The sequence below is a fragment of the Alkalimarinus coralli genome, from assembly GCF_023650515.1.
GTDB classification, from domain to species: domain Bacteria; phylum Pseudomonadota; class Gammaproteobacteria; order Pseudomonadales; family Oleiphilaceae; genus Alkalimarinus; species Alkalimarinus coralli.
This window is the reverse complement of record NZ_CP096016.1, coordinates 2,547,317-2,568,643: the sequence shown is the minus strand read 5'-3', so window position 1 is coordinate 2,568,643 and position 21,327 is coordinate 2,547,317. Positions and strand designations below refer to the sequence as shown.

The window sequence follows — 21,327 nt, the reverse complement described above, 5'->3', positions numbered from 1 at the left end:
GAATGCATTTAAAGGGGAGGGAGGCGCTCAAAAAGCGCCCTTAACGATTACCGGCCTCTTTTGAGAGGGCCGGGTTTGGCTATGCCAAAACCTTGTCCAAAATCGACGCCCATGGCTTTTAGTGCATCTTCTGTTTCCTGATTCTCAACAAACTCTGCAATAGTCTGAAGGCCTGCCGCGTGGCTGATGCGGTTGCACGCCTCAACAATGCCTTTGTCGATAGGGTCATTTAACAGGTTTTTGACAAAGCTGCCGTCAATTTTCAAGTAGTCAACCGGTATGGTTTTAAGGTACGAGAATGAACTCATACCTACACCGAAGTCATCCAGTGCAAACTTAAAGCCTTCATCCCGGATTTCGGCGATGAACTCCACGGCGTCGGTGAGGTTGTCAATCGCTGCGGTTTCGGTGATCTCAAGGCAGATACGATTAGGCTTTATATCGTACTCTTTCAGCATTTTCCGTATATCATTGAAAAATGCATTATCACTTAGCGATGTGCCCGATAAGTTGATAAAAAATGTGCCTTCATCTTTTTTGCCTAAGCCGGACTCTGACAGGTACTTAAACACATTTTCGACCACCCAGCGGTCAATTAGGGGCATCAGGTTATAGCGTTCGGCAGCCGGTATAAACGCACCAGGGGGGACCAAACCGCCTTCTTCATAAAGCCTTACAAGAAACTCCCCATGCTCGCCTACACAGCTTGGCTGCAGGCCTTTCATGGGCTGAAAGTAAAGCATAAAACGATCTTCTTCGAGCGCCTGCTTTATTTTGCTGGCCCACTGCATTTCGTTTCGACGCTGGTTGTATTCTGCATCGTCTTCGCTGTACCACTGGATGCCGTCGCGACCTTTGTCTTTGGCGGCATAACAGGCCATATCAGCACAGCTCATCAGTTCATGTACTGAGGTGGTGCCTTGGTTCATGGCGACCATGCCGATACTGATACTGATGGCAAATGGCTTGTCTTGCCAGGAAAAACGCAAATCTTTGATATCTTGTCGTATACGCTCTGCCAATGCGATTGCGCGTTCTTTTGAGGTGCTTTCCAGCAGTATTCCGAATTCGTCTCCGCCTAGTCGGGCGAGGGTGTCGGTTTCTCGTATGTGGTGCTGAAGTGTGCGGGTGACCTGCTTGAGGAGTTCATCCCCCGCAACATGCCCGCAGGTGTCATTAACAATCTTGAACTGATCAAGATCCAAATACATCAGCACGTTGGGTTGGTTAAAGAGCTTGCTGTCATCGACGGCTAAACGAAGTCTTCGCTCAAATTCTTTGCGGTTGAGAAGGCTGGTGAGGGTGTCGTGAAAGGATAAGTAATGCAGGTTTCGTTCGGCTTCTTTGCGAGCCTGCCTGCCTTCCGTTGCCTGTAACTCTCGCTGGATCACGGGAATCAGCCGGGCAAGATTGTCCTTCATGACGTAGTCCTGCGCACCGGTCTGCATTGCCTGTACGCCTACGCGTTCTTCAATGGTGCCTGAGACCACGATAACGGGCATATCGGGGTCAATCTCTTTCACAATTTTGATAGTGTCTTGTGAGGTCAGCCCTGGCATGTTGTGATCAGAGATAACCACGTCCCAGTGATGTTCAGTCAGTGCATTTCGCAGGGCTTCTTCGCCCTCGACCTGATGGTACTCGGGTCTGAGTCCGCCTTTTCGAAGTGCCCGCATAATTAGCAAAGCATCATCTTCTGAGTCATCTATGATTAATATATGAAGCACTTTTTTCACTACGGCTGCTTGCTCTTGTTCATTGGGGCGTTTTGTTGATTCCAAGCCAATACCTGCCTAGAACTTTTACCTGATCTATAAATTGGTCAAAATCAACGGGCTTATTGATGTAACTATTGGCACCTAATCTGTAGCCATCCACCATATCACGCTCTTCATCGGAGGAGGTGAGTAATACAATGGGAATAAGCGATGTGCGTTGATCACGTCTGATATTTTTCAGGACTTCAAGTCCGTTGAGCTTTGGTAGCTTGATATCTAGAAAAATAACCTGTGGCGTTTCGTTTGGATCCCGGTTTTTAAATTTTCCTGTTCCGAAGACATAGTCCAGTGCTTCTTCACCATCGCGGGCCACCACGACGGTATTTTGCGTTTGAGTTTTTTTCAACGCGCGCAGTGCAAGCATTTCATCGTCTGGGTTGTCTTCGACCAGCAGTATCGTCCCGGAACTCATTTTTTACTCTCCATAAATACCCAACTTGAAGTTTAGTTTAAAGATGGGGTTCTGCCAGAATTTAATTTTCTTGCGTTGGTGTATCAGGGTTATGGCCGCTTCTATATGAGATTTCTTCACCTGGCGGTGGGCGGTCATCATAAAGGGTAAAGTAGAATGTTGCGCCTTTCCCTACCGTTGACTTAGCCCATATGTCGCCATGATGCCGGTGCATAATTCGGTACACCGTTGCGAGGCCAATGCCTGTTCCATCAAACTGCTCGGGTGAGTGTAAGCGCTGGAACGCGGTAAACAGGTTCTTGGCATATTTTTCATCAAAACCGGCTCCGTTGTCTTTTATAAAATAGATGGTGTGGCCATTCTCAACATAGTAGCCAATTTCTATTTTTGGGAATTTCTCATATTTTGTGTATTTCCATGCGTTGCCAATCAGGTTGTCGAGCGCCACTTCCATCAGTTGGGGGTCTGCCATGATATACATTTCGGGTTGAATCTGGACATCAATAACGCGGTTTGGCTCGTCTTCTCTGAGCTGATGAACAATGTGCATGATCATATCACTCAGATCAAAGTGGGTGTCTTTGATCTGCTTTCGTGTGACTCGGGATAACTGTAGCAAGCTGCTGATCAACACGCCCATTTTCTGACTGGCAGCTCTCACTCGCCCTAAGTAGTCGTGGGCCGTTTTGTCGAGCTCTGGCCCGTAGTCTTCCAATAGCGCTTTGCTAAAGCCGTCAATTGCGCGGAGCGGGGCTCTTAAGTCGTGTGAAACAGAGTAACTGAATGCTTCAAGTTCCTTATTGGCCATCGCCAGTTCTTTGGTGCGTTCATTAACCTTAATCTCAAGGCCTTCTGCGTCTTCTGTAATAATGTGATTTTGTTCTTGTATGGTCGAGAGCATGGTATTAAAGGTGTCTACCAGGTCTCCTATTTCGTCATGGCTCTCTTTAGTCGCTCTTAGCGAGTAGTCTTTCTTTTTGGTGACTTGGCTTGCGGTGTCTTTCAGTAGCAGCAATGGTGTGGTGATATAGTTTTGCAGGAAAGAAGAGATAATAAATACGGTGAATATTATCAGCAGTGAAAATATTCCGGTGGCGATGACATACGTCGACAAGTGTTTGTTAAGGCTCCCGAGAGACACTCTAATGTACAGCAGCCCCATGGGGTCACCATCGACCACGATAGGTTGGGATACCTGATAATACCGCTCATCAAAGTGATTGAGATTTCGGCTTGGGTGGTCTGGGCACCCGCTCAAAGAGGTGCTTTTGCTATCTTTGTATTCGGGGTTTTTGTTGAAATGGGCGAGGATATCGTCGACTTCACTATAAAGGCAGGTGGCTTCTACATCGCCGTGTATTTTCAGGCTATCTACGTTTTCTTGAAGTGTGGCGGTATCGCTGAAAAGTATCGCTGCATGACTTCGGTTAGCGATGATTTTTGATGTGGTCGAAAACTCTTTGATCATATTATTGCGCAGGGACACATATTCATATGCAATGAACACTGCACTCAGAAGCACCACCGCTAATAGCGTTGATGTCATGATGACCATGGTTAGCTTTTTCTTGATGGGCAGATATTTGACCCCAAACATCACCACACCCCTTATTGTATGACTTGGTTAGCCAGTTCCAGTAATTTGGAACTGATTTGAATGTTAGACGCACGGGCTTTTTTGAGATTGATGTCGAACTTCACGACATTTCCCAACTTGATAAAGCCAATAATGCCACCTTTGTCGGTAAAGCTTTCTATGTCACTGACGGTTAAGATCGGGTGGTTATTAATTCTTTTCAGCAATTCGGCTGCAAACTTTTCTTCCGACGGGCTGATAAAGACGACGGTGCAGTCAGGCCTGTCTTTTTTGTCTGGATAGATGATATGAAGTGCCCGGTTACGGGCTTTAAGTGTATTTAGCCTTTCGGTTTGTGCGCCAAAGGGGTTATCGCCATATACGCAGATATTAATGTCACTGGTGGTGGGCTCTTGTGGCCAAGTGATAAATTTAATGAAGTTATAAAGGTAGACCGCTTTGATTTCGTTTTCGGAACGAGCCTGTGCCATGCCGCTGACAAATAAGAGCAGGAGAATAATAGTCGATAGGAGGCGTGTAGCCGGGCGGCGTGTCATTAATCCGTTGATGATCTTGTTCTTGTTTGTTTTTATCATTGAAAGTAGGTAAATTCTAGGCTCCAATGCGAGTGCTGTAAAGCATTATTTCTATTATGGTTATTGGCTGATACAAGGCCGCAGCGGCATCGCCGGGCCTGCGTTATTACTTTCAGCGCGCTTCGCCTTACCTTCAGTCAATAAGGCTATGGAATGACGTAGCTCATATATGACACATATTTATTGCTAAAATAAAATTCAGTATCTCTATCTGATCATTAAACTGGGCGATATAATTCGGCTCATAATCCAACAATAACTGCCTGAAAATTGTTCTGGGAATGGAATCTTAATGTTTCGCATATTAAAAAAGATCATCACTTATGTGCTGCTGGCTTACGTGGCGTTGTATAGTATCGTTTGGTTGTTCTCGCCCACGGTAATACGCTATTTTCTGTCAGATTATTTGAGCCAGCATCAGCTTGTTTTGTCAGATGTGTCATCGATCCGTTATAACCCGTTTATATCTCATTTGGAAATAACGGATGTATCGATATCAAAAAGTAACGAGCTAGAAACGGTGGTTTTCTCTCTGGATGTGCTTGAGCTCGAGTTGCATTTTTATGAGCTTCTGTTTGACCAAGTGTATGTGTCTGCGTTTGTTATTGATGGTTTATATGTAAAGGTTAAAAAATCAGCTGCAGGCTCTGATGAAGGTATTGAGGTGGCAGGTATTTCGTTACCGCAAAACCAGGCAGAGCAGGAGCCCAATTCAGCTCCAGCCCCAGATGATTCATCAGGGGCAGGTGAGGCATCATTCCCCTATCAACTTGATGCACCCGAAGTCACCCTCAAAAATTCAGTGATTGAGCTTGCTGTGGATGAGTCTACCCACCGTGTGAAATTGAACTCGTTTGTTATTTCTGATCTGGCGGCCACGTTGGCTAAACAGAGTTTATTGTTAGCTGTTGACAGTGAAGTTAACCAGTCATCACTGACGTTAGATGTTAAGGCCGACTTAAATCAGGACGATGGTAAAATTCGGGTTGACTTAGATTTAACCAAAATAGACTTGGCACATTTTAAACACTTCCTACCTGAGTCCATTACTGCATTTGAAGGTGTTGTCAGTTATAGCGGCCAGCACGAGATTAGTATTGAGCCTTCGGCGATAGCGGTTGATTGGCCGAAACTGTCTCTAAAGGCTGAAAATGTGTTGTTCACCCAAGATGAAAGAACGGTCAAGTTGGCGAAACATCGCCTAGATAGTGATGCGTTAAAGGTTAGCGTTAATTTGGGTAATGACGGTACTGGAGATGACAATTCTGGGGATGGGCTATCTGGAAAGAGCGATACGGGAGACCAGAGCGCTACGGTGGTTGCCGAAGGCTCAGCCCAGATTTCGCTGGATGACTTTAAAACGTTTTATAAATCTGAAGAAAATATGTTGTCTGCTTTCAAGAACCTGGCATTGAATGATGTCGAATTCCTAATCAAGGAAGAGAACAGCAATGTTGACGTAGGCCAAATTCAGCTGACAGATGCCTTTTTATCTGACAACGTAAAGGATGATGTACCGGCTTTGGCTCAGTTTAAAGCCTTAACCATTAATAAGGTGAAGCTCACAGAGCAGGGTATTGCGATTGACGACATTAGTCTTGCAGGGTTGGCGCTTGATGCAGAGTTAAATAAAGACAAGGTGTTGCTAAATTTGGTTGAGCTGGGTATACCAGTTGAAGATACGCAGCCAGTAACTGAAGGCACAGCTGTTGAAACTGAAACAGTTGCATCTGAAGAACCTCAAGAAGCAGCACAACATAAAGCGAGCGAGTTTGCTATTTCGCTGGGTGAATTTAGGCTTGCCGACAATGCTGATATTCACTTTACGGATAACAGCGTTAACCCGGTTTATGAACGCCACATCGCCGTCACCTCGCTGAACGCTGGCCCCTTTGACAACCAGTCACCGGACAATGAGATCCCTTATAAGGCGGTGGGTAAAAGTGACAAGTATGCCCATTTTGAATTTTCAGGCATAGTAAAACCCTTTGCGGAAGTGCCTGTTTATAGCCTAAAGGGCTTCTTTAAAGAGATCAGCTTGCCTGGTATTTCTAGTTACATTAAAGATGCTCTGCAGTATGAGATACAGAGCGGCCAGCTCGATTTGGGGCTCGACGTCACTCTGACGGGCACGGTTATTGATGGTGATGCTGATGTGCTACTGCGGGGTATTGAGCTGACGGCGGCCGATGACCATGAGGCAGGGACTATGCAAGACCATACCTCTGTGCCTTTTAATGTCGCCTTGGGGATGCTTAAAGATAGCGATGGCAATGTAGAGTTGTCGTTACCTCTTTCCGGTGATACCAGTAACCCATCGTTCGGTTTTTCAGGATTTATGACGCTGCTTGTTCAACAGGCAACAATAGCGGCAGCTCAGGACTACCTGATTACTACGTTTGTGCCATACGCCAGTGTTGTGAAGGTTGCCATAGTGGCCGGTGAATTTGCGCTCAAGGTGCGTGTAAATGATCTGGTTTATCCGCCAGGAAAAGTGGAGCTGCAGCCTGAGCATGAGGTGTTTCTGAAAGAGTTCGCGGCCTTAATGAAAGATAAAGAAGATGTGCAGGTCAGGCTTTGTGCTGTTGCAACAGCGGAAGATATTGGCAAACCCGCAGGAACTGTGATTACCGAAGCGGCCGATATTCAGCAATTAAAAGTAATTTCGAACCAGCGAGCGCATAACTTTAAAGACTATATGGTGGAAAAAGAGGGCGTTGGCTCATCTCGTCTGCTGAACTGTACGCCTCAAATTAACTCATCGATAGAGGCTAAACCCAGCCTGACGTTTGAGACATAGTTAGTTTTATAGGGGCATCCTGATACTTCGTAGTAGATCGGGCGCGGGGCACCCTCATACTTCGTTGTAGGTCGGGCGCGGGGCGCTCGCTCGCTTTGTTGTAGGCGCGTTGTACGAGGGTGCCCCACGCCCGATTCTATACAGCTGAGCTAAATCCCCCGATTCCGCTTTGCTGCATCAAGACTGCCGTGTTTATGAGTTATTCTTCCCCTGGCTTTTAATTAATTTGGTCATCATCGCCCTCAGTGCGGCGGGTTTTACGGGTTTATGGAGTATCTGGTAGCCTCTGGCGTGCACCTCTGTGGTGAGTTCCTGTCCTGTTTGAGCAGTGACAAGTACGCCAGGGATTGTTTTATCTCCGGTATCTGGAGCAAAAAATATTTGTAGTTGATCCATGGTGTCGAGGCCATTCTCGTCATTGTCTAGCTGGTAGTCGGCCAAAATGATTTCCGGCTGCTTATTTGCGCATTGTGCCTGAGCATCGTTCAGGCTGTTTGCTGCAATAACATTGCATTTCCAGCCCCTTAAAAGTGTTGCCATACCCTCTAAAATTGTCGGGTCATTATCAATACAGAGCACATCCAGGTCTTCTAAACCACCGACTTTACGTGTTGGCTCTGGCGGTCGCTCCTCCACCTCTGGGGCTGGTTGGCTTTTACCTAGTGGTACGGTAATAGAAAATACACTGCCTTTGCCCGGTTTGGAGGTGACTTTAATCGGGTGGCCTAAGATATGGCTGACTCTATCGACGATAGCCAGCCCAAGCCCTAGCCCTTTTTTCTCCTGGCCGTGCTGGGGGAGGCGCTTAAACTCTTCAAAGATCAGTTTTGTGTCTTCTTCAGATATACCGGGGCCGGTGTCCCATACCTCAATGCGCAGGAACCCTTTTAAACGGCGGCAACCTAACAGTATTTTTCCGCTCGGTGTGTAGCGAATAGCGTTGGACAAAAAGTTCTGTATAACCCGACGCAAGAGTTGTGAGTCTGAGTGAACGACCTGATAACAGGGAACGGTGCGGAGGGTCAGGTTTTGGTTTTCTGCAATAACCGTGAATTCCGCATTGAGCTGCTTGAGAATATCCTGAATGCAGAAATCAACGACATGTGTTTCCAGTACACCTGCGTCCAGCTTTGATATATCGAGTAACGTGCTTAGTATCTCCTCCGCAGCCGTGAGTGAGTGGTCGATATTCTCTATCAGGTCTCTCTCTTTATCATCCGGCCGGTGCTGTTGGTGCAGGGCCGATGTAAAGAGTTTCGCCGCATTAAGAGGTTGCAATAAGTCGTGACTGGCAGAGGCGAGAAAGCGGGTTTTACTTTGGTTGGCTTGCTCCGCGACTGATTTTGCCTGTAGTAACTGGTCATTCAGCACCGAAAGCTCTTGTGTCCTTTCTTTAACGCGTTGCTCCAGATAGGTGTTGGTTTCTTTCAGTGCCTGAGTCGTTTTGCGCAAATCCGTGATGTCGGCAAATGTGGTGACAAAGCCACCTCCCGGGGTGGGGTTACCCTGAATAAGCAATGTCGATCCGTCGGGGCGCTCCCGCTCATATTCGTGTGGGGTGCCATCCTGCATATACTTAAGCCGCTCTTCGATCAATGCCTCTATTTTGGCTGGGGAGAGGTTGGCAGCAATCAGGTTGTACCTTACCAAGTCAGCGATGGGACGACCGACTTGCACAAATCCCGACGGGTAGTTAAACAAGGCTAAATAGCGTTGATTCCAGGCAACGATTCGCTGCTGTTCATCGACGACACTCACGCCCAAGGCAATATTCTCAATGGCTGATTGCAGCAGGTCTCGGTTGAACTGCATCACCTGAGAGGCCTCATCAACAATACTGACGACATCTTCGAGATGCATATCCCGACCTTTAATGGTCGAGTCCAGTACGACTTTTGCGGTTGATGAGCCAATCGCACTGGCCAACTGCTTTTCAATAAACTTAAGTAGCTTGGGGCTGGCGTGGCGACCCGGTGACAGTTTTTCTCCTACACGGGTTTCGTAAATCATAAAGATTGCATCAGCTTTTTCCGGCCCCATGAAACGTTCAGACAGTGCTTTTAAATCATCAATGGTGGCGCTGTTTTTCCGCTGTTCAGCGAAATCCTGGTGCGATATATCGACTTCGTGGAAAAATGCAGCGGCTTGGATTTTTTCTCTAACGCGTTGCCGGGTCATTAGTGAGACTGCAATATAGAGGAACAGGTTAGTACCCAGGCTCCATACAATGCCGTGGGTGATCAGCTGCATGTCGCTGCCAAACAGCGAAGTAGGAGTTAGCCATTGGCTGTAGAAGAGCCCTTTTTCCAATATCTCGGTTGAAATCCAGCCATTACCTGCCAGGGTAGGAATTAGCAGCGTATAAACCCAAATCAGGAAGCCGCTTACCAGCCCACTCACGGCCCCGTAGAAGTTACCCCTGCGCCACATTACGCCGCCTATGAGCGCCGGTGCAAACTGGGCCACGGCTACAAATGACAGCAGACCAAAGGAGGTCAGACTGTAGTCCAGCGCGGTAAGCCTGTAGAACCCATAGGCAAGCAGTAACAATATAACAATGGTGACGCGACGAATATTCAGGAACAGGCTGCTCAGGTCTCGCTGCTGGTTAAGCTTTATCTGGAAAAGTTTAAAGATAAACGGAATTACAATCTCGTTGCAGACCATGGTGCTAAGGGTGACGGACGATACGATGACCATGGCCGTTGCCGCAGAGCCGCCGCCTAAAAAGGCTAAAACGGTTAACCACTTTTGGTCGGCCATAATCGGCAGATTCAGCACCAGCGTGTCGGCGTCGATGGTGCCTTCATCAAACGTGAGCCATCCAGCGCCAGCTATGGGAAGCACGAATATACTGGCAATAATCAGGTACAACGGCATCATTACCCGGGCGACCTGAAAGTCATAACGATGATAATTTTCTACCACTGTGACATGAAACTGCCGTGGCAAACAGATAATGGCACACATTGAAATAATGGTTTGAGCGATGAACTCACTACTGCTAAAACCACCAAGGCTGAACTTCTCAAGACCTGAAGATTGGTTTATACGGGTAAATATATCGTCAATACCATTGAACATGCTATAGCAGACAAATAGCCCTACAAAGACAAAGGCGACCATCTTAATTACCGACTCAAATGCGACAGCTTGCATCATGCCTTGGTGATGCTCGGTAGCATCTAAATGCCGGGTGCCAAATACAATGGTGAAGAGTGCCATTAACAGCGCAATCCACCAGGCCGTATCGTTGAATAGCGTGAGGCTGCCGGTGTCTTGGGCAACATCGCCGGTGGTTAAAATGCTAAACCCCATAGAGACGGCTTTTAGCTGCAATGCGATATAAGGAATGATACCGATGACAGCGATGGTGCTCACCAGCACCGCAATAAGCTGAGACTTACCATAGCGGGCGGCTATAAAGTCAGCGATGGAGGTGGTGTTTTGTTTTTTACTGATGCGAATAATGCGATCAATAACCGGGCCGAAAAAGAAAAATGTCAGCAGTGGTCCAAGGTAAATTGGCAGGTATCCAAGGCCTTCAGTCGATGCCCGCCCGACTGCGCCATAAAATGTCCAAGAGGTGAAATACACCGCCATAGACAGGCTGTAAATTTGCGGCCTGATAAAGCGGTTATTGTATAAGTACGAATGACGGTCACCATAATAGGCGATACCAAATAGCGCACTGATGTAGATAAACGAACAGGCGATGAGTATCCAGCCGTCAACCATCTTTCGCCTCTTGATTATGGAGTGTGAATATTACGTGCAAAAGGTTTCTAAAAACACGTTTATTGAGTATAGATCGTTATATTGCCCTTGTTGTACAGCATAACTCTCGTCGTGGATTATTCAATAGTCGCCGTTTATAAATCGTTGCCATTCTTGTAAGGTATTGAAATGTAAAGATAATAATTCGATAGGCTAAAGTCTTATTTCAACCCCACTGTTTGAAGCCTATCTTTGATATACCGCTACAAAAATAATAAGTGGATTAATCGTGGAGGAGTCATATGTCTAATAAAAAGCAAGCTGCCCAGGCTTACTGGAAAGAGAATCTCAAACTACTGCTGACATTGTTAGTCGTCTGGTTTGCGGTTTCATACGGGTGCGGAATTCTATTTGTAGATGCGTTGGATGCAATCAAAATCGGTGGTTTTCCATTAGGTTTCTGGTTTGCTCAACAGGGGTCTATCTATACCTTCGTTATCTTAATTTTTGTCTATACGGCTCGAATGAATACTCTCGATCGTAAATATGACGTGCATGAAGAATAGGAGGTAGACAGACAATGGATACCCAAACACTCATATATATATTTGTCGGCCTTACCTTTGCGCTCTACATTGGTATTGCTATCTGGTCGCGAGCCGGTTCAACCAGTGAATACTATGTCGCAGGCGGTGGCGTTCACCCGATAGCGAATGGCATGGCAACGGGCGCTGACTGGATGTCTGCGGCATCGTTTATCTCGATGGCGGGGATTATCTCTTTTATTGGACGTGATGGCGCTGTTTACCTGATGGGGTGGACCGGCGGTTATGTTCTGCTGGCGATGTGCCTTGCGCCTTATTTAAGAAAATTTGGTAAGTTTACCGTTCCAGAGTTTATTGGTGAGCGTTACTACTCTCAAGCGGCACGTGTCGTGGCCGTTGTTTGTGTTATTTTTATCTCGTTTACTTACGTTGCAGGCCAAATGCGAGGGGTGGGCATTGTATTCTCTCGCTATCTTGAAGTTGATATCAACGCAGGCGTTTTGATCGGTATGGCCATTGTATTTTTCTATGCGGTATTGGGTGGGATGAAAGGTATCACCTACACCCAGGTGGCGCAGTATTGTGTCATGATCTTCGCGTATATGATCCCTGCTATCTATATCTCCATGTTGATTACAGGTAACCCGATTCCACAGTTAGGCTTTGGTGGTACGCTCAGTGGCAGTGATACCTATTTGCTCGACAAGCTCAACGGGCTCTCACAGGAACTCGGTTTTTCTCAGTATACCGGGGGGAGTAAATCGACCGTTGACATGTTCTTTATCACCATGGCCTTGATGGTCGGTACGGCGGGGCTTCCTCATGTTATTGTGCGCTTTTTTACAGTGCCAAAAGTGAGTGATGCACGTAAGTCTGCTGGCTATGCTTTGCTCTTTATCGCGATTCTTTATACGACTGCCCCCGCTGTGGCTTCATTTGCCCGTGTTAACTTGCTGGAAACAGTGAGCGAAGCTGAGTACCAAGAGCTGCCAGACTGGTTTGAGAGTTGGGAGAACGCAGGTCTGCTTGCTTGGAAAGACAAGAATGCAGACGGCAAAATTCAGTATCAGGCGGGTAAGCCATTTGAAGGCAAGCCAGCGTTTGACAGTGAGGCAAGAGGTGCCAGTGAAGAACGTCTGGTGACCAATCAGGCAACAGATAATGGCAATGAGCTTTATGTTGATCGCGACATCATGGTTCTGGCGAACCCTGAAATTGCACAATTACCCGGCTGGGTGGTTGCGCTCATGGCTGCGGGTGGTTTGGCTGCGGCATTATCAACGGCTGCCGGGTTGCTATTGGTTATCTCAACATCCATTTCACATGATTTGTTGAAGAGTAACATTATGCCCAATATCGATGAGAAGAAGGAGCTACTGGCTGCTCGCCTTGCCGCTGCGGCTGCAATCTGTGTAGCGGGCTATTTTGGTATTAATCCACCGGGTTTTGTTGCCCAGGTTGTGGCCTTCGCATTTGGGTTGGCTGCCTCTTCATTCTTCCCGGCGATTCTCATGGGTATCTTCTATAAGAAGATGAACAAAGAGGGCGCAATAGCCGGCATGGTTTCTGGTCTGGTATTCACGTTCGCGTATATCATTTACTTTAAGTTCGTAAACCCCGCAGCTAATACGGCAGACAATTGGTTCTTTGGTATCTCGCCAGAAGGCATTGGCACATTGGGTATGCTACTGAACTTTGTTGTGGCTATTGCGGTATCAAAAGTAACGGCGCCACCACCAGAGCATATTCAGCATCTGGTAGAAGATATTCGTGTTCCTCGTGGTGCAGGAGCCCCAGTGGCAGACCACTAAGATTAAGGCCTCTTGTTGAGTTAATGTAACTCAAAACAAGACACCACTAGGCGCTTTAGGACACTAAAGCGCCTTTTTTGTGCATTCCAATACCTGCACTATGGTCAATTGACAGCCAAACAACGAAGTCAATACCGGTGTCATGTCTCTGTCATATTCAGGCGATAGCCTTTGAGAACTTAAAATGTTCTAAACTACTCAAAGGCTAATACTTATGAAATTTGCTTCACCTTCTACTCGCTTAATTCTTGCCGCGTCTCTATTCTCAGCGTTAATCGGCTGTGCATCGAATGAATCTATGCCATCAAATGCGGAGTCACAATCGAATGCCGTGGCTGAACCAAAAACGGTCGTGGCCGTTGATGCAAACAATGATGAGTTATATGAAGTTCATCATGATGGTCGAATCTACATTTTTGACGATTATACGCTCTACCAAAACTTTAATAAGCTAGGCCATACACCTTATATTTTGGCGCGTATCGGCGCAGGGCCAAAGGGTGAAACCATTAAATTTGGTTTGACCAGCAAAGATAAAAAGAAGCAGTCGGGTATCGCGAGCGTTGACTTGTACGATGGAAAGCTAGCACCGGCAGAAAATTTCTACGGCGAAATGCGTTCTGAAGGACGTATCTACGTCTTTAGCACACTCCAAGATATGAATGATGTTAGAAAAATCGGCGAAGCATCATACCGGTTTACTGATATTGGCGCAGGTCCAAAAGGCGAAACGGTTGTTTACGTTTTGAATAAAAGCAACAAGAAGAAAAAGCCTGTGGCACTGATGGAAGCCTTCAAAAAGCGTAATTCGCAAGGGTAGTTTGATTGCCAGATTGGTAGACTCTACATGTCTGGCAATGGGTATTCCGGCTCTTGCAGATCGTTAGTTAACTCAATTAATCGAACCGCCGTGGTATGTGATGGTACGTGATATGTATACGCGATGGTGTGGAGGGAGAGGCATCGTGAGGTGTCTCCGTATCCCGAGTAATTTACCAATCAGATTCAGCACCGTAGCTGTTTATATTTTTTCTTTTGCATGCTCTAAGTTACAGGCGCTTCAAGAATGTTTCGCCATCAACTACGCTACCTTCTGCTAAGTCTTCTTTTGCAGACTCAAAGCAATGTTTAATGTAATCAGCTTTCATCGCTTCAAGTTCTTCGTAGTCTTTAATGGACATCACAACGACAGCATCTTTACTTCTTTGTCGCCACACACTTTGCCGATGTTTTTGTACGAGGGTGCCCTGCGCCCGATTCTATTGTGTCCCTTTTTTGTTTATAGCTGTAAGTTTTTTGATCAATTCGGACTTAAGATAATTTAGATAAACGCGTTAAGAAATTTATCTGCTACGTGCTGTTTTTAGCCGCTAGAGCATCAATTATCACGTTAGACAAATACACAGTTGTATTATTCTCCATCAAGTACTAAGGTGACAATGTGTTTAGATGTCTAAAGGTTGTGTTTCGTGGAAAAACAAAACGATAAGTATAGTATTGAGAATACTGACTACTCAGTTGGTCAGGATAATATTCAGAAGTGGGGGTTTGATGTTCACAATCCGGTATTCGGAATCAGCGCAGGGTTGATTCTGACTTTTCTAGTGGCAACACTGGTTGTGGATTCGGCGACGGCTAAAGCAGCACTGGATGGACTCAAGTGGGACATAATTGCGACCTTTGATGCATTGTTTATGTGGTCAGGCAATATTTTTGTTATTTTTTGCCTTGCCTTGATTGTATTGCCTTTTGGCAAAATTCGTATTGGCGGTAAAGATGCCAAACCAGAGCATTCGACTATTTCGTGGTTGGCGATGCTGTTTGCCGCCGGTATGGGAATAGGGTTAATGTTTTGGAGTGTGGCAGAACCTGTTGCCTATTTGACGGGCTGGTATAAAACCCCGCTAGGCGTTGAAGCCAATACCCCGGAAGCAGCACGTATGGCCATGGGGGCGACGATGTATCACTGGGGTTTACACCCTTGGGCGATATACTGTGTTGTTGCATTGTCACTGTCATTTTTCGCGTATAACAAAGGGTTGCCTCTGTCGATCCGGTCTGCCTTTTACCCTATTTTAGGTGATCGTACCTGGGGCTGGCCTGGCCACATTATTGATATTCTTGCGGTGCTGGCTACCTTGTTTGGTCTGGCCACGTCTTTGGGGTTAGGGGCGCAGCAAGCTGCAGCAGGTATTAATCATATCTTTGGGGTAGACGGTGGCACAGGATTGCAGATTGCGGTCATCGTCGGGGTTACCGCGCTTGCGGTCTTATCCGTTGTTCGTGGGCTTGAAGGCGGCGTCAAGCTGCTCAGTAATATTAATATGATCATTGCTTTCGTTTTGTTGGTTGTGGTAGCTATGATTGGGTTTGCCGTGGCTGTTGGTAATCTTCCGACGACTATCGGTTCGTATATCGAAAATATTATTCCTTTGAGTAATCCTCATGGCCGAGAAGATGAGGCCTGGTTTCAAGGCTGGACTGTATTCTATTGGGCTTGGTGGATCTCTTGGTCTCCTTTCGTCGGTATGTTTATCGCTCGTATTTCATCGGGGCGAACGGTTAGAGAGTTTATTATCGCTGTCCTATTGGTGCCTACCTTGATTACGGCTGTTTGGATGTCTATCTATGGTGGTATCGCTATTGATCAGGTGGTTAATGGTATTGGTGCTCTCGGCACTGATGGTTTAACAAAAGTTCCGCTGGCTATGTTCCAGATGTTTGATCAAATGCCGATGAGCACGGTGTTATCTGTCATCGCCATTATTCTGGTGTTGGTGTTTTTTATCACGTCGTCAGATTCTGGTTCGTTGGTTATCGACAGTATTACCGCTGGTGGGAAAATTGATGCACCTGTTCCACAGCGTGTTTTCTGGGCTACGCTGGAAGGCGCAATTGCAGCTGCACTGTTATGGATCGGTGGAACTGAGGCCATTCAGGCGTTGCAGGCGGGGGCGATATCGACCGGATTGCCCTTTACGATAGTGTTACTGTTAATGTGCGTTAGTCTGCTAATGGGCTTCCGAACTGAAAGGCAGTAATGCGCAAAGAGTACCTTCGTTAACAAAAACGCCCGGCATGTCGCTGGGCTTTTTTATGCCCGGCTGCTAATACCATAGCTCTTTTACTGGAGTATCTGGGGTAAAAAAATGGGCAACCTGAGCTTGGAATAACTCGGCGGTGGCGAGAGCGTCTGTTAATGCATGGTGAGCCTGATATTGTGGCAAGCCATAACGAGTGCGGCAATCTCCCAGCCGCAGTGAGCCAAGAGGTTTGCCGAGCACTCGGTCTATTAGACGTTGGTTTTTAACCAGAATGCGTTGTTCCAGGTCCATCGTGTCGATAACAGGAAATGCAATAGACTCTCCGAGGCGCCTTAATAGTGCTCGGGCTAAAAACTCCCTCTCAATAAATCGGTAGTGAACGACCACTAGCTTACTCGCCAATAACTTAAGTATCTCTTCCAAAATAAGCTCAAGATCAGGTGCGGTATTGATATCTGAATGGGTTATTCCATGGATAACAACCGACGACTCCTGCAGTTTGTTTGCCGGTTTGACCAGCCAATGCCGGGACTCGCGACAGAATATTCTTTGCAGAGAAAAAGGGACAACGCCAATGCTGACGATCTCGTCTTCTTCAACGCTCAGGCCTGTTGTCTCAAAATCCATAGCAACCATGGGGGTATTGGCTATGATGGTCTCGGGTGTTGCGACCCCTGCCTGATAAAAGCGCTGTAGTCGTTCATCCTTGCTGATAACGGCCTGGTGATCATAGTAATCGGGCCAGCTAGAATTGATATTGTCTAAGTGCGCGCTGCTAACAGGCTGTTCAAAATTGGATGCTTTCATTTCAATGGCGACTTAGCGTGGTAGCGAAACTTCAAGAAGCTTTGTGCGGTATTGATTACCTGAAACGCCTCTTTCAGATTCCGTCGTTCAAACGAGGTGAGTTCGTCAGGTTGAACATTATTGCTGACGGGCTGCTCCTGTTCAATTTGGTTTGCCTGATTTTTAATCCTGATCATGGATAGGTATTCCAGTGCATCGCGTAAGTCACTGACTTTGCCTTCAGGTAAAATATTAGAGGCTTCTATATCGTCAAGGCGGGCAAAAGAGTTGATTGAGCGGGACCCGACCGCCAACGCGTGCACACGGATTACATCGGTCAGTGGTGCCGTCCCTCGTCGTTTTAGGTTAATTGTTTTTTTGTGCTGTCCATCTTGCTCCAGCACAAAACTTTTGAAAAAACCAAGTGGTGGGGTGCGGTTGAGTGCATTTCTTGCCAGACTGATAAGAAAACGCGGGTGTTTTTTGGTTCTATCAGTGATAAGCCGAAGTAGCTCCTTTGTCCACTTTGTTTCGCCCCAAACTGCGTCCAAGTCGAAAAAGATACTGCTATTTAGCAAAGCTTGTGGGTTCGCTTCTTCAATCCAGCGACCAAATTGCTCTTTCCATGCGTTGAGGGGGAGTCGCCATTGAGCGTTGCTGGCCATAATGCCACCATCACAATACGTATAACCACAAGCCGCTAATCCGTCACAAACGAAATTTGCGAGCGCCTCAAAATAGTCACCGTGCAACTTGGGGTCGTAGCTATCGTGAAGAATTAGTGCATTATCCTGATCGGTATAGATGAGCTGTTCGTCGCGAGCCATTGAGCCCAGTGCCATAAAGCAGTATGGAATAGGCGGGGGGCCGAGTTTTTCTTCTGCTAGCTCAAGTAACCTTTGTTTGAAGCTGCGGCCAATGACTGCCATTGCACTGCCAATCATCTGTGAGTTTGCATCTTCTTTCACCATGCGTACAAATACTCCCGGCAGCTGCTGGGAAAGGTGTACCAGTGCTTCTACATCGGGTTGAATAAAGATGCTACGGACGAACAGTATGCTGCTCTGGGACTCATGGCGCACAATATCGGATAGTACCAATACGCCAACTATCGTGTTGTGTTTCAGTATGGGAAGGTGATGAACATTGTGACGCAGCATGGTTAACATTGCTTCAAAGACATAGGCTTCATCATCAAGGGTAATCAAATCTGTAGACATGATTTCGGCCACAGGGGTTTGCAAGTCTAACCCCGTGGCTAGTACTCTAATGCGCAAATCTCTATCGGTGATGATGCCTGCGAGTCCATCTGTTTCGCCTTGTGAGCCGTCCTCTGGATCGGTTTTATTCTGTGCTTCAACAACCAGTAGTGAAGAGACGTGCTCTTCAGTCATTATTTTTGCGGCTTGAAGAATACTGGTTTCTCCTGAGACGGTTATGACGTCTCGAACCAGTAGAGATTTAACTTTGACGGTTGTCAGATCGTTGTTGTCACTTTGCTCCGAGACCGCACGGCGTAATGAGGCGTTGTCCTCTGACTCGAAAAAGTCAGAGAAGGTTTCATAGCGATCACAGTAGTCAAAAAACAGATCCGCTGGAATACAATACACCAGCGTGTCTTCAATGGCTTTTACCGGAAACCGCACTCGCCGGTTCATCAGTAGCCCCATTTGGCCAAAAATACCCCCCATATCCAGGCGGTTGTATAGCTCGCCGTTTCGGCGATAGGTCTCTACAGCGCCACTGCGGACAATATAGAGGTCGTGAATGGCTTCGGCATAATGAAGTATGTCGCTACCCGCTCGGTAATAGGCAACCTCTATCTGTTTCGATAATGCATTGATAGCGGCTTCTTCCAAGCTATCAAAGGGGGCATAGTTTGCGATAAAACCTGCGATTTCCAGCTGCTCTGCTTGCATTGTCATTGTGGGCTCGGCGTTATAGAGGTTGTGTTTGAGTGTGAGGGTGTGCGCACAGTATTGCTTGCATTGGTAGTTATGCTAAACAGTCACTATTTTTGCTGCGCCATTTTAATCTTCAGCACACTAAATGGTATATGCTCCAGGCATGAATAGCCAACTACAGTGCTATAGCTTTTGGTTGAATGGTGCCAGCTTAATTGCTGTGGCATCATTACTGCTCATCGATTGGAGACGCTTTCCCTGTTTCATTAAATTATAGCGTTACAAATAGAATTTAAGGCAAAGCAATGGATGTTTGATACAAATGTCCGGTAATCAGTCGAGGTGTTTAAGGAGAGGGCGTTTAAGGTGAGGGTGTTTAATGTGGGATTGTTCAATGTGGATTTGAAAATATGATGTCTGAATTAGCTACCTCATCTGCCAGCATGGCGTCGAGCATCACGGCTTTTCTGGATTTTTTTGGTATCGCTGTGTTTGCTATCTCAGGAGCCCTGACGGCAGGCCATAAAAAGCTCGACATTTTTGGTGTTATGGTGGTTGCGCTTATTACCTGCCTGGGAGGAGGAACGTTGAGAGACCTGATCCTTGATGCGCACCCTGTTGTATGGATTGAAAATACCAACTACCTTTTTGTTGGTATATTGGCAGCGTTTGCTACGTTTGTGGTGGTTCGCTTATATAAAATGCCCATGCGTATGTTAGAAGTCTGTGACGCAATCGGGTTGGCCTTTTTTACCATTGCCGGAATGCAAAAGGCTCAGGCGTTGGGATATAGCCCCGAAATAGCGCTATTGATGGGGCTTATGACAGGAGTCGCAGGAGGAATCCTAAGAGATATTGTCTGCAATGAAATTCCTCTAATTTTTCACAAAGAGATCTATGCCACTGCAGCTATTGCAGGGGGCATACAATTTTTAGTTTTTCAAACTATCGGCTTTGATGCTGAAGTGTCAATGGTTGTTGGCATGGTTACGATACTGGCACTTCGATTAACGGGCATCTTTATGGGCCTGTCAATGCCTGCATTTTTGTTCAGTGATGACCGGCAGGACGATTGACATCTGTTTGTAATATGGCAGAGTTACCCTTATCCCTATTTTTTAAATCACCGTAGTCAGATATGCTATATGCCCATTGAAACCACGTCTAAGGGGCGTGTTGGGGACGTGTTACGTACCTTCACCAAGCTGGGGTTTACATCATTTGGTGGCCCGGTTGCACACATTGCCTACTTTCATAAAGAGCTTGTGGAACGTAAGCGCTGGGTCAGCGAGGATCAGTTCAGCCAGCTATTGGCTATTTGCCAGTTTCTTCCAGGGCCTGCCAGCAGTCAATTAGGGTTTGCGTTAGGTTTATTGCGCGCTGGCTGGTTAGGTGCGATTGCCGCTTTTGTAGCGTTCACACTGCCTTCTTCACTGTTATTGCTGGCGTTTGCATCTGCACTCAGTCTGCTGTCTGGCCCTGTCGGGCAAGCAGCTATTCATGGATTAAAGCTGGTGGCATTTGCTGTCGTGGCGGATGCTGTATTGGGTATGTCGAAAAAGTTATGCCCGGATACACTTCGACGGGGTATTGCTTTATTTTCGGCTTCGGCACTACTGCTTGTTAGTTCCGCCTGGTCTCAAATTTTTGTGGTATTGGGCGGTGCCGCTATAGGTGTTTTGTTTTGCCGAGAATCCGCAGGAAGCACGAGTTATAAAATTAAAGTAGGTTATAGCCGAAGAGTGGGGGTGATTATCTTTTCGATCTTCTTATGCCTGCTTTTTCTACTGTCATTCGCACCCACAGAAGCAGGTATTTTTTCTTTAGCTGGCGCGTTTTATCAAGCGGGTGCGCTTGTATTTGGGGGAGGACACGTGGTTTTGCCCCTGCTCGAAGATGCGGTGGTCAATACAGGGTGGATAACAAAAGAAAACTTCCTCGCTGGATACGGCGCAGCACAGGCAATTCCAGGCCCTATGTTTGCGTTTTCTTCTTACCTGGGCGCTATTGTGCCGACCGGTTATAACAGTGGTTTAGGTGCTACGATTGCCTTACTGTTTATGTTTTTACCGGGGTTCTTGTTAGTGGCGGCAGTCTTGCCTATATGGCAGCGAATCTCAGATAACCCTGCTGCATTGAATGCTATTGCGGGGGTTAACGCGGCTGTAGTGGGGCTGCTAGGGGCGGCGTTGTATGACCCTATATTTATTTCAGGTGTAATGTCGAGCTTCGATTTGGCGGTTTGTATTATTGCTTTTGGAATGTTAGCGGTGTGGTGTTTATCACCGTTGTACGTTGTCATCTGGTGTGTTGCGGCATCAACTATGCCGTTGCTAATTCTTTAAAGACGTTGGTTCG

The 21,327-nt window shown here is 46.7% G+C and carries 15 protein-coding genes; 7 read left to right on the top strand and 8 right to left on the bottom strand.

Annotated elements, in window-relative coordinates; genetic code table 11:
* Positions 1-47 precede the first annotated feature (47 nt).
* The 4 genes from MY523_RS11365 to MY523_RS11350 all read right to left on the bottom strand — a co-directional run bounded on the left by MY523_RS11365 (position 48) and on the right by MY523_RS11350 (position 4,323).
* Entirely contained in the window at positions 48-1,781 is a 1,734-nt protein-coding gene (locus MY523_RS11365) for a GGDEF domain-containing response regulator (RefSeq protein ID WP_250654822.1), read from the bottom strand.
* Complete coding sequence (locus MY523_RS11360) at positions 1,756-2,190, bottom strand: response regulator (RefSeq protein ID WP_250654821.1); 435 nt, start codon at positions 2,188-2,190, stop codon at positions 1,756-1,758. The genes MY523_RS11365 and MY523_RS11360 overlap by 26 nt, the downstream gene beginning before the upstream one ends.
* Before the next feature lie 61 nt (positions 2,191-2,251).
* Positions 2,252-3,787: an ATP-binding protein gene (locus tag MY523_RS11355; protein WP_250654820.1), complete on the bottom strand. Its 1,536-nt coding sequence runs from the start codon at positions 3,785-3,787 to the stop codon at positions 2,252-2,254.
* An 11-nt stretch (positions 3,788-3,798) separates the two neighbouring features.
* Complete coding sequence (locus tag MY523_RS11350; RefSeq protein ID WP_250654819.1) at positions 3,799-4,323, bottom strand: YfiR family protein; 525 nt, start codon at positions 4,321-4,323, stop codon at positions 3,799-3,801.
* Positions 4,324-4,654: 331 nt separating this feature from the next.
* Here MY523_RS11350 and MY523_RS11345 point away from each other — a divergent pair, with 331 nt between their 5' ends.
* Positions 4,655-7,162 (top strand): DUF748 domain-containing protein, encoded by a 2,508-nt coding sequence (locus MY523_RS11345; protein ID WP_250654818.1) that lies wholly within the window; start codon positions 4,655-4,657, stop codon positions 7,160-7,162.
* A gap of 192 nt (positions 7,163-7,354) precedes the next feature.
* Here MY523_RS11345 and MY523_RS11340 read toward each other — a convergent pair whose 3' ends face one another.
* On the bottom strand, positions 7,355-10,900 hold the full coding sequence (locus MY523_RS11340) for a hybrid sensor histidine kinase/response regulator (RefSeq protein WP_250654817.1): 3,546 nt from the start codon (positions 10,898-10,900) through the stop codon (positions 7,355-7,357).
* A gap of 281 nt (positions 10,901-11,181) precedes the next feature.
* Between MY523_RS11340 and MY523_RS11335 the strand changes: the two genes are divergently transcribed.
* The 3 genes from MY523_RS11335 to MY523_RS11325 all read left to right on the top strand — a co-directional run bounded on the left by MY523_RS11335 (position 11,182) and on the right by MY523_RS11325 (position 14,055).
* Entirely contained in the window at positions 11,182-11,445 is a 264-nt protein-coding gene (locus tag MY523_RS11335; RefSeq protein WP_250654816.1) for a DUF4212 domain-containing protein, read from the top strand.
* A 14-nt stretch (positions 11,446-11,459) separates the two neighbouring features.
* Positions 11,460-13,235, top strand: a complete 1,776-nt coding sequence (locus MY523_RS11330) for a sodium:solute symporter family protein (protein ID WP_250654815.1) — start codon at positions 11,460-11,462, stop codon at positions 13,233-13,235.
* Positions 13,236-13,449: 214 nt separating this feature from the next.
* Positions 13,450-14,055 (top strand): hypothetical protein, encoded by a 606-nt coding sequence (locus tag MY523_RS11325; protein WP_250654814.1) that lies wholly within the window; start codon positions 13,450-13,452, stop codon positions 14,053-14,055.
* Between the two features lie 229 nt (positions 14,056-14,284).
* Here MY523_RS11325 and MY523_RS11320 read toward each other — a convergent pair whose 3' ends face one another.
* Positions 14,285-14,452, bottom strand: coding sequence for a type II toxin-antitoxin system prevent-host-death family antitoxin (locus tag MY523_RS11320; protein ID WP_440201515.1), 168 nt, complete (start codon positions 14,450-14,452; stop codon positions 14,285-14,287).
* A gap of 252 nt (positions 14,453-14,704) precedes the next feature.
* Between MY523_RS11320 and MY523_RS11315 the strand changes: the two genes are divergently transcribed.
* The gene (locus MY523_RS11315; RefSeq protein WP_250654813.1) at positions 14,705-16,276 is read left to right on the top strand and encodes a BCCT family transporter; all 1,572 of its coding nucleotides are present in this window, start codon (positions 14,705-14,707) and stop codon (positions 16,274-16,276) included.
* Positions 16,277-16,342: 66 nt separating this feature from the next.
* On the opposite strand, the gene MY523_RS11310 is transcribed toward MY523_RS11315, so the two are convergent.
* A complete protein-coding gene (locus MY523_RS11310; protein WP_250654812.1) occupies positions 16,343-17,086 on the bottom strand; it encodes a 3'-5' exonuclease in 744 nt (247 codons plus the stop codon).
* Entirely contained in the window at positions 17,083-18,984 is a 1,902-nt protein-coding gene (locus MY523_RS11305; protein ID WP_250658810.1) for a DUF294 nucleotidyltransferase-like domain-containing protein, read from the bottom strand. Before MY523_RS11305 ends, MY523_RS11310 begins: the two co-directional genes overlap by 4 nt.
* 395 nt (positions 18,985-19,379) lie before the next feature.
* On the opposite strand from MY523_RS11305, the gene MY523_RS11300 reads away from it, so the two are divergent.
* Both MY523_RS11300 and chrA read left to right on the top strand, forming a co-directional pair.
* Complete coding sequence (locus MY523_RS11300; RefSeq protein ID WP_250654811.1) at positions 19,380-20,045, top strand: trimeric intracellular cation channel family protein; 666 nt, start codon at positions 19,380-19,382, stop codon at positions 20,043-20,045.
* A 69-nt stretch (positions 20,046-20,114) separates the two neighbouring features.
* Positions 20,115-21,314 carry a chromate efflux transporter gene (gene chrA / locus MY523_RS11295; protein WP_250654810.1) on the top strand — a complete coding sequence of 400 codons (1,200 nt, stop codon included), beginning with the start codon at positions 20,115-20,117 and terminating at the stop codon, positions 21,312-21,314.
* Positions 21,315-21,327: the final 13 nt, after the last annotated feature.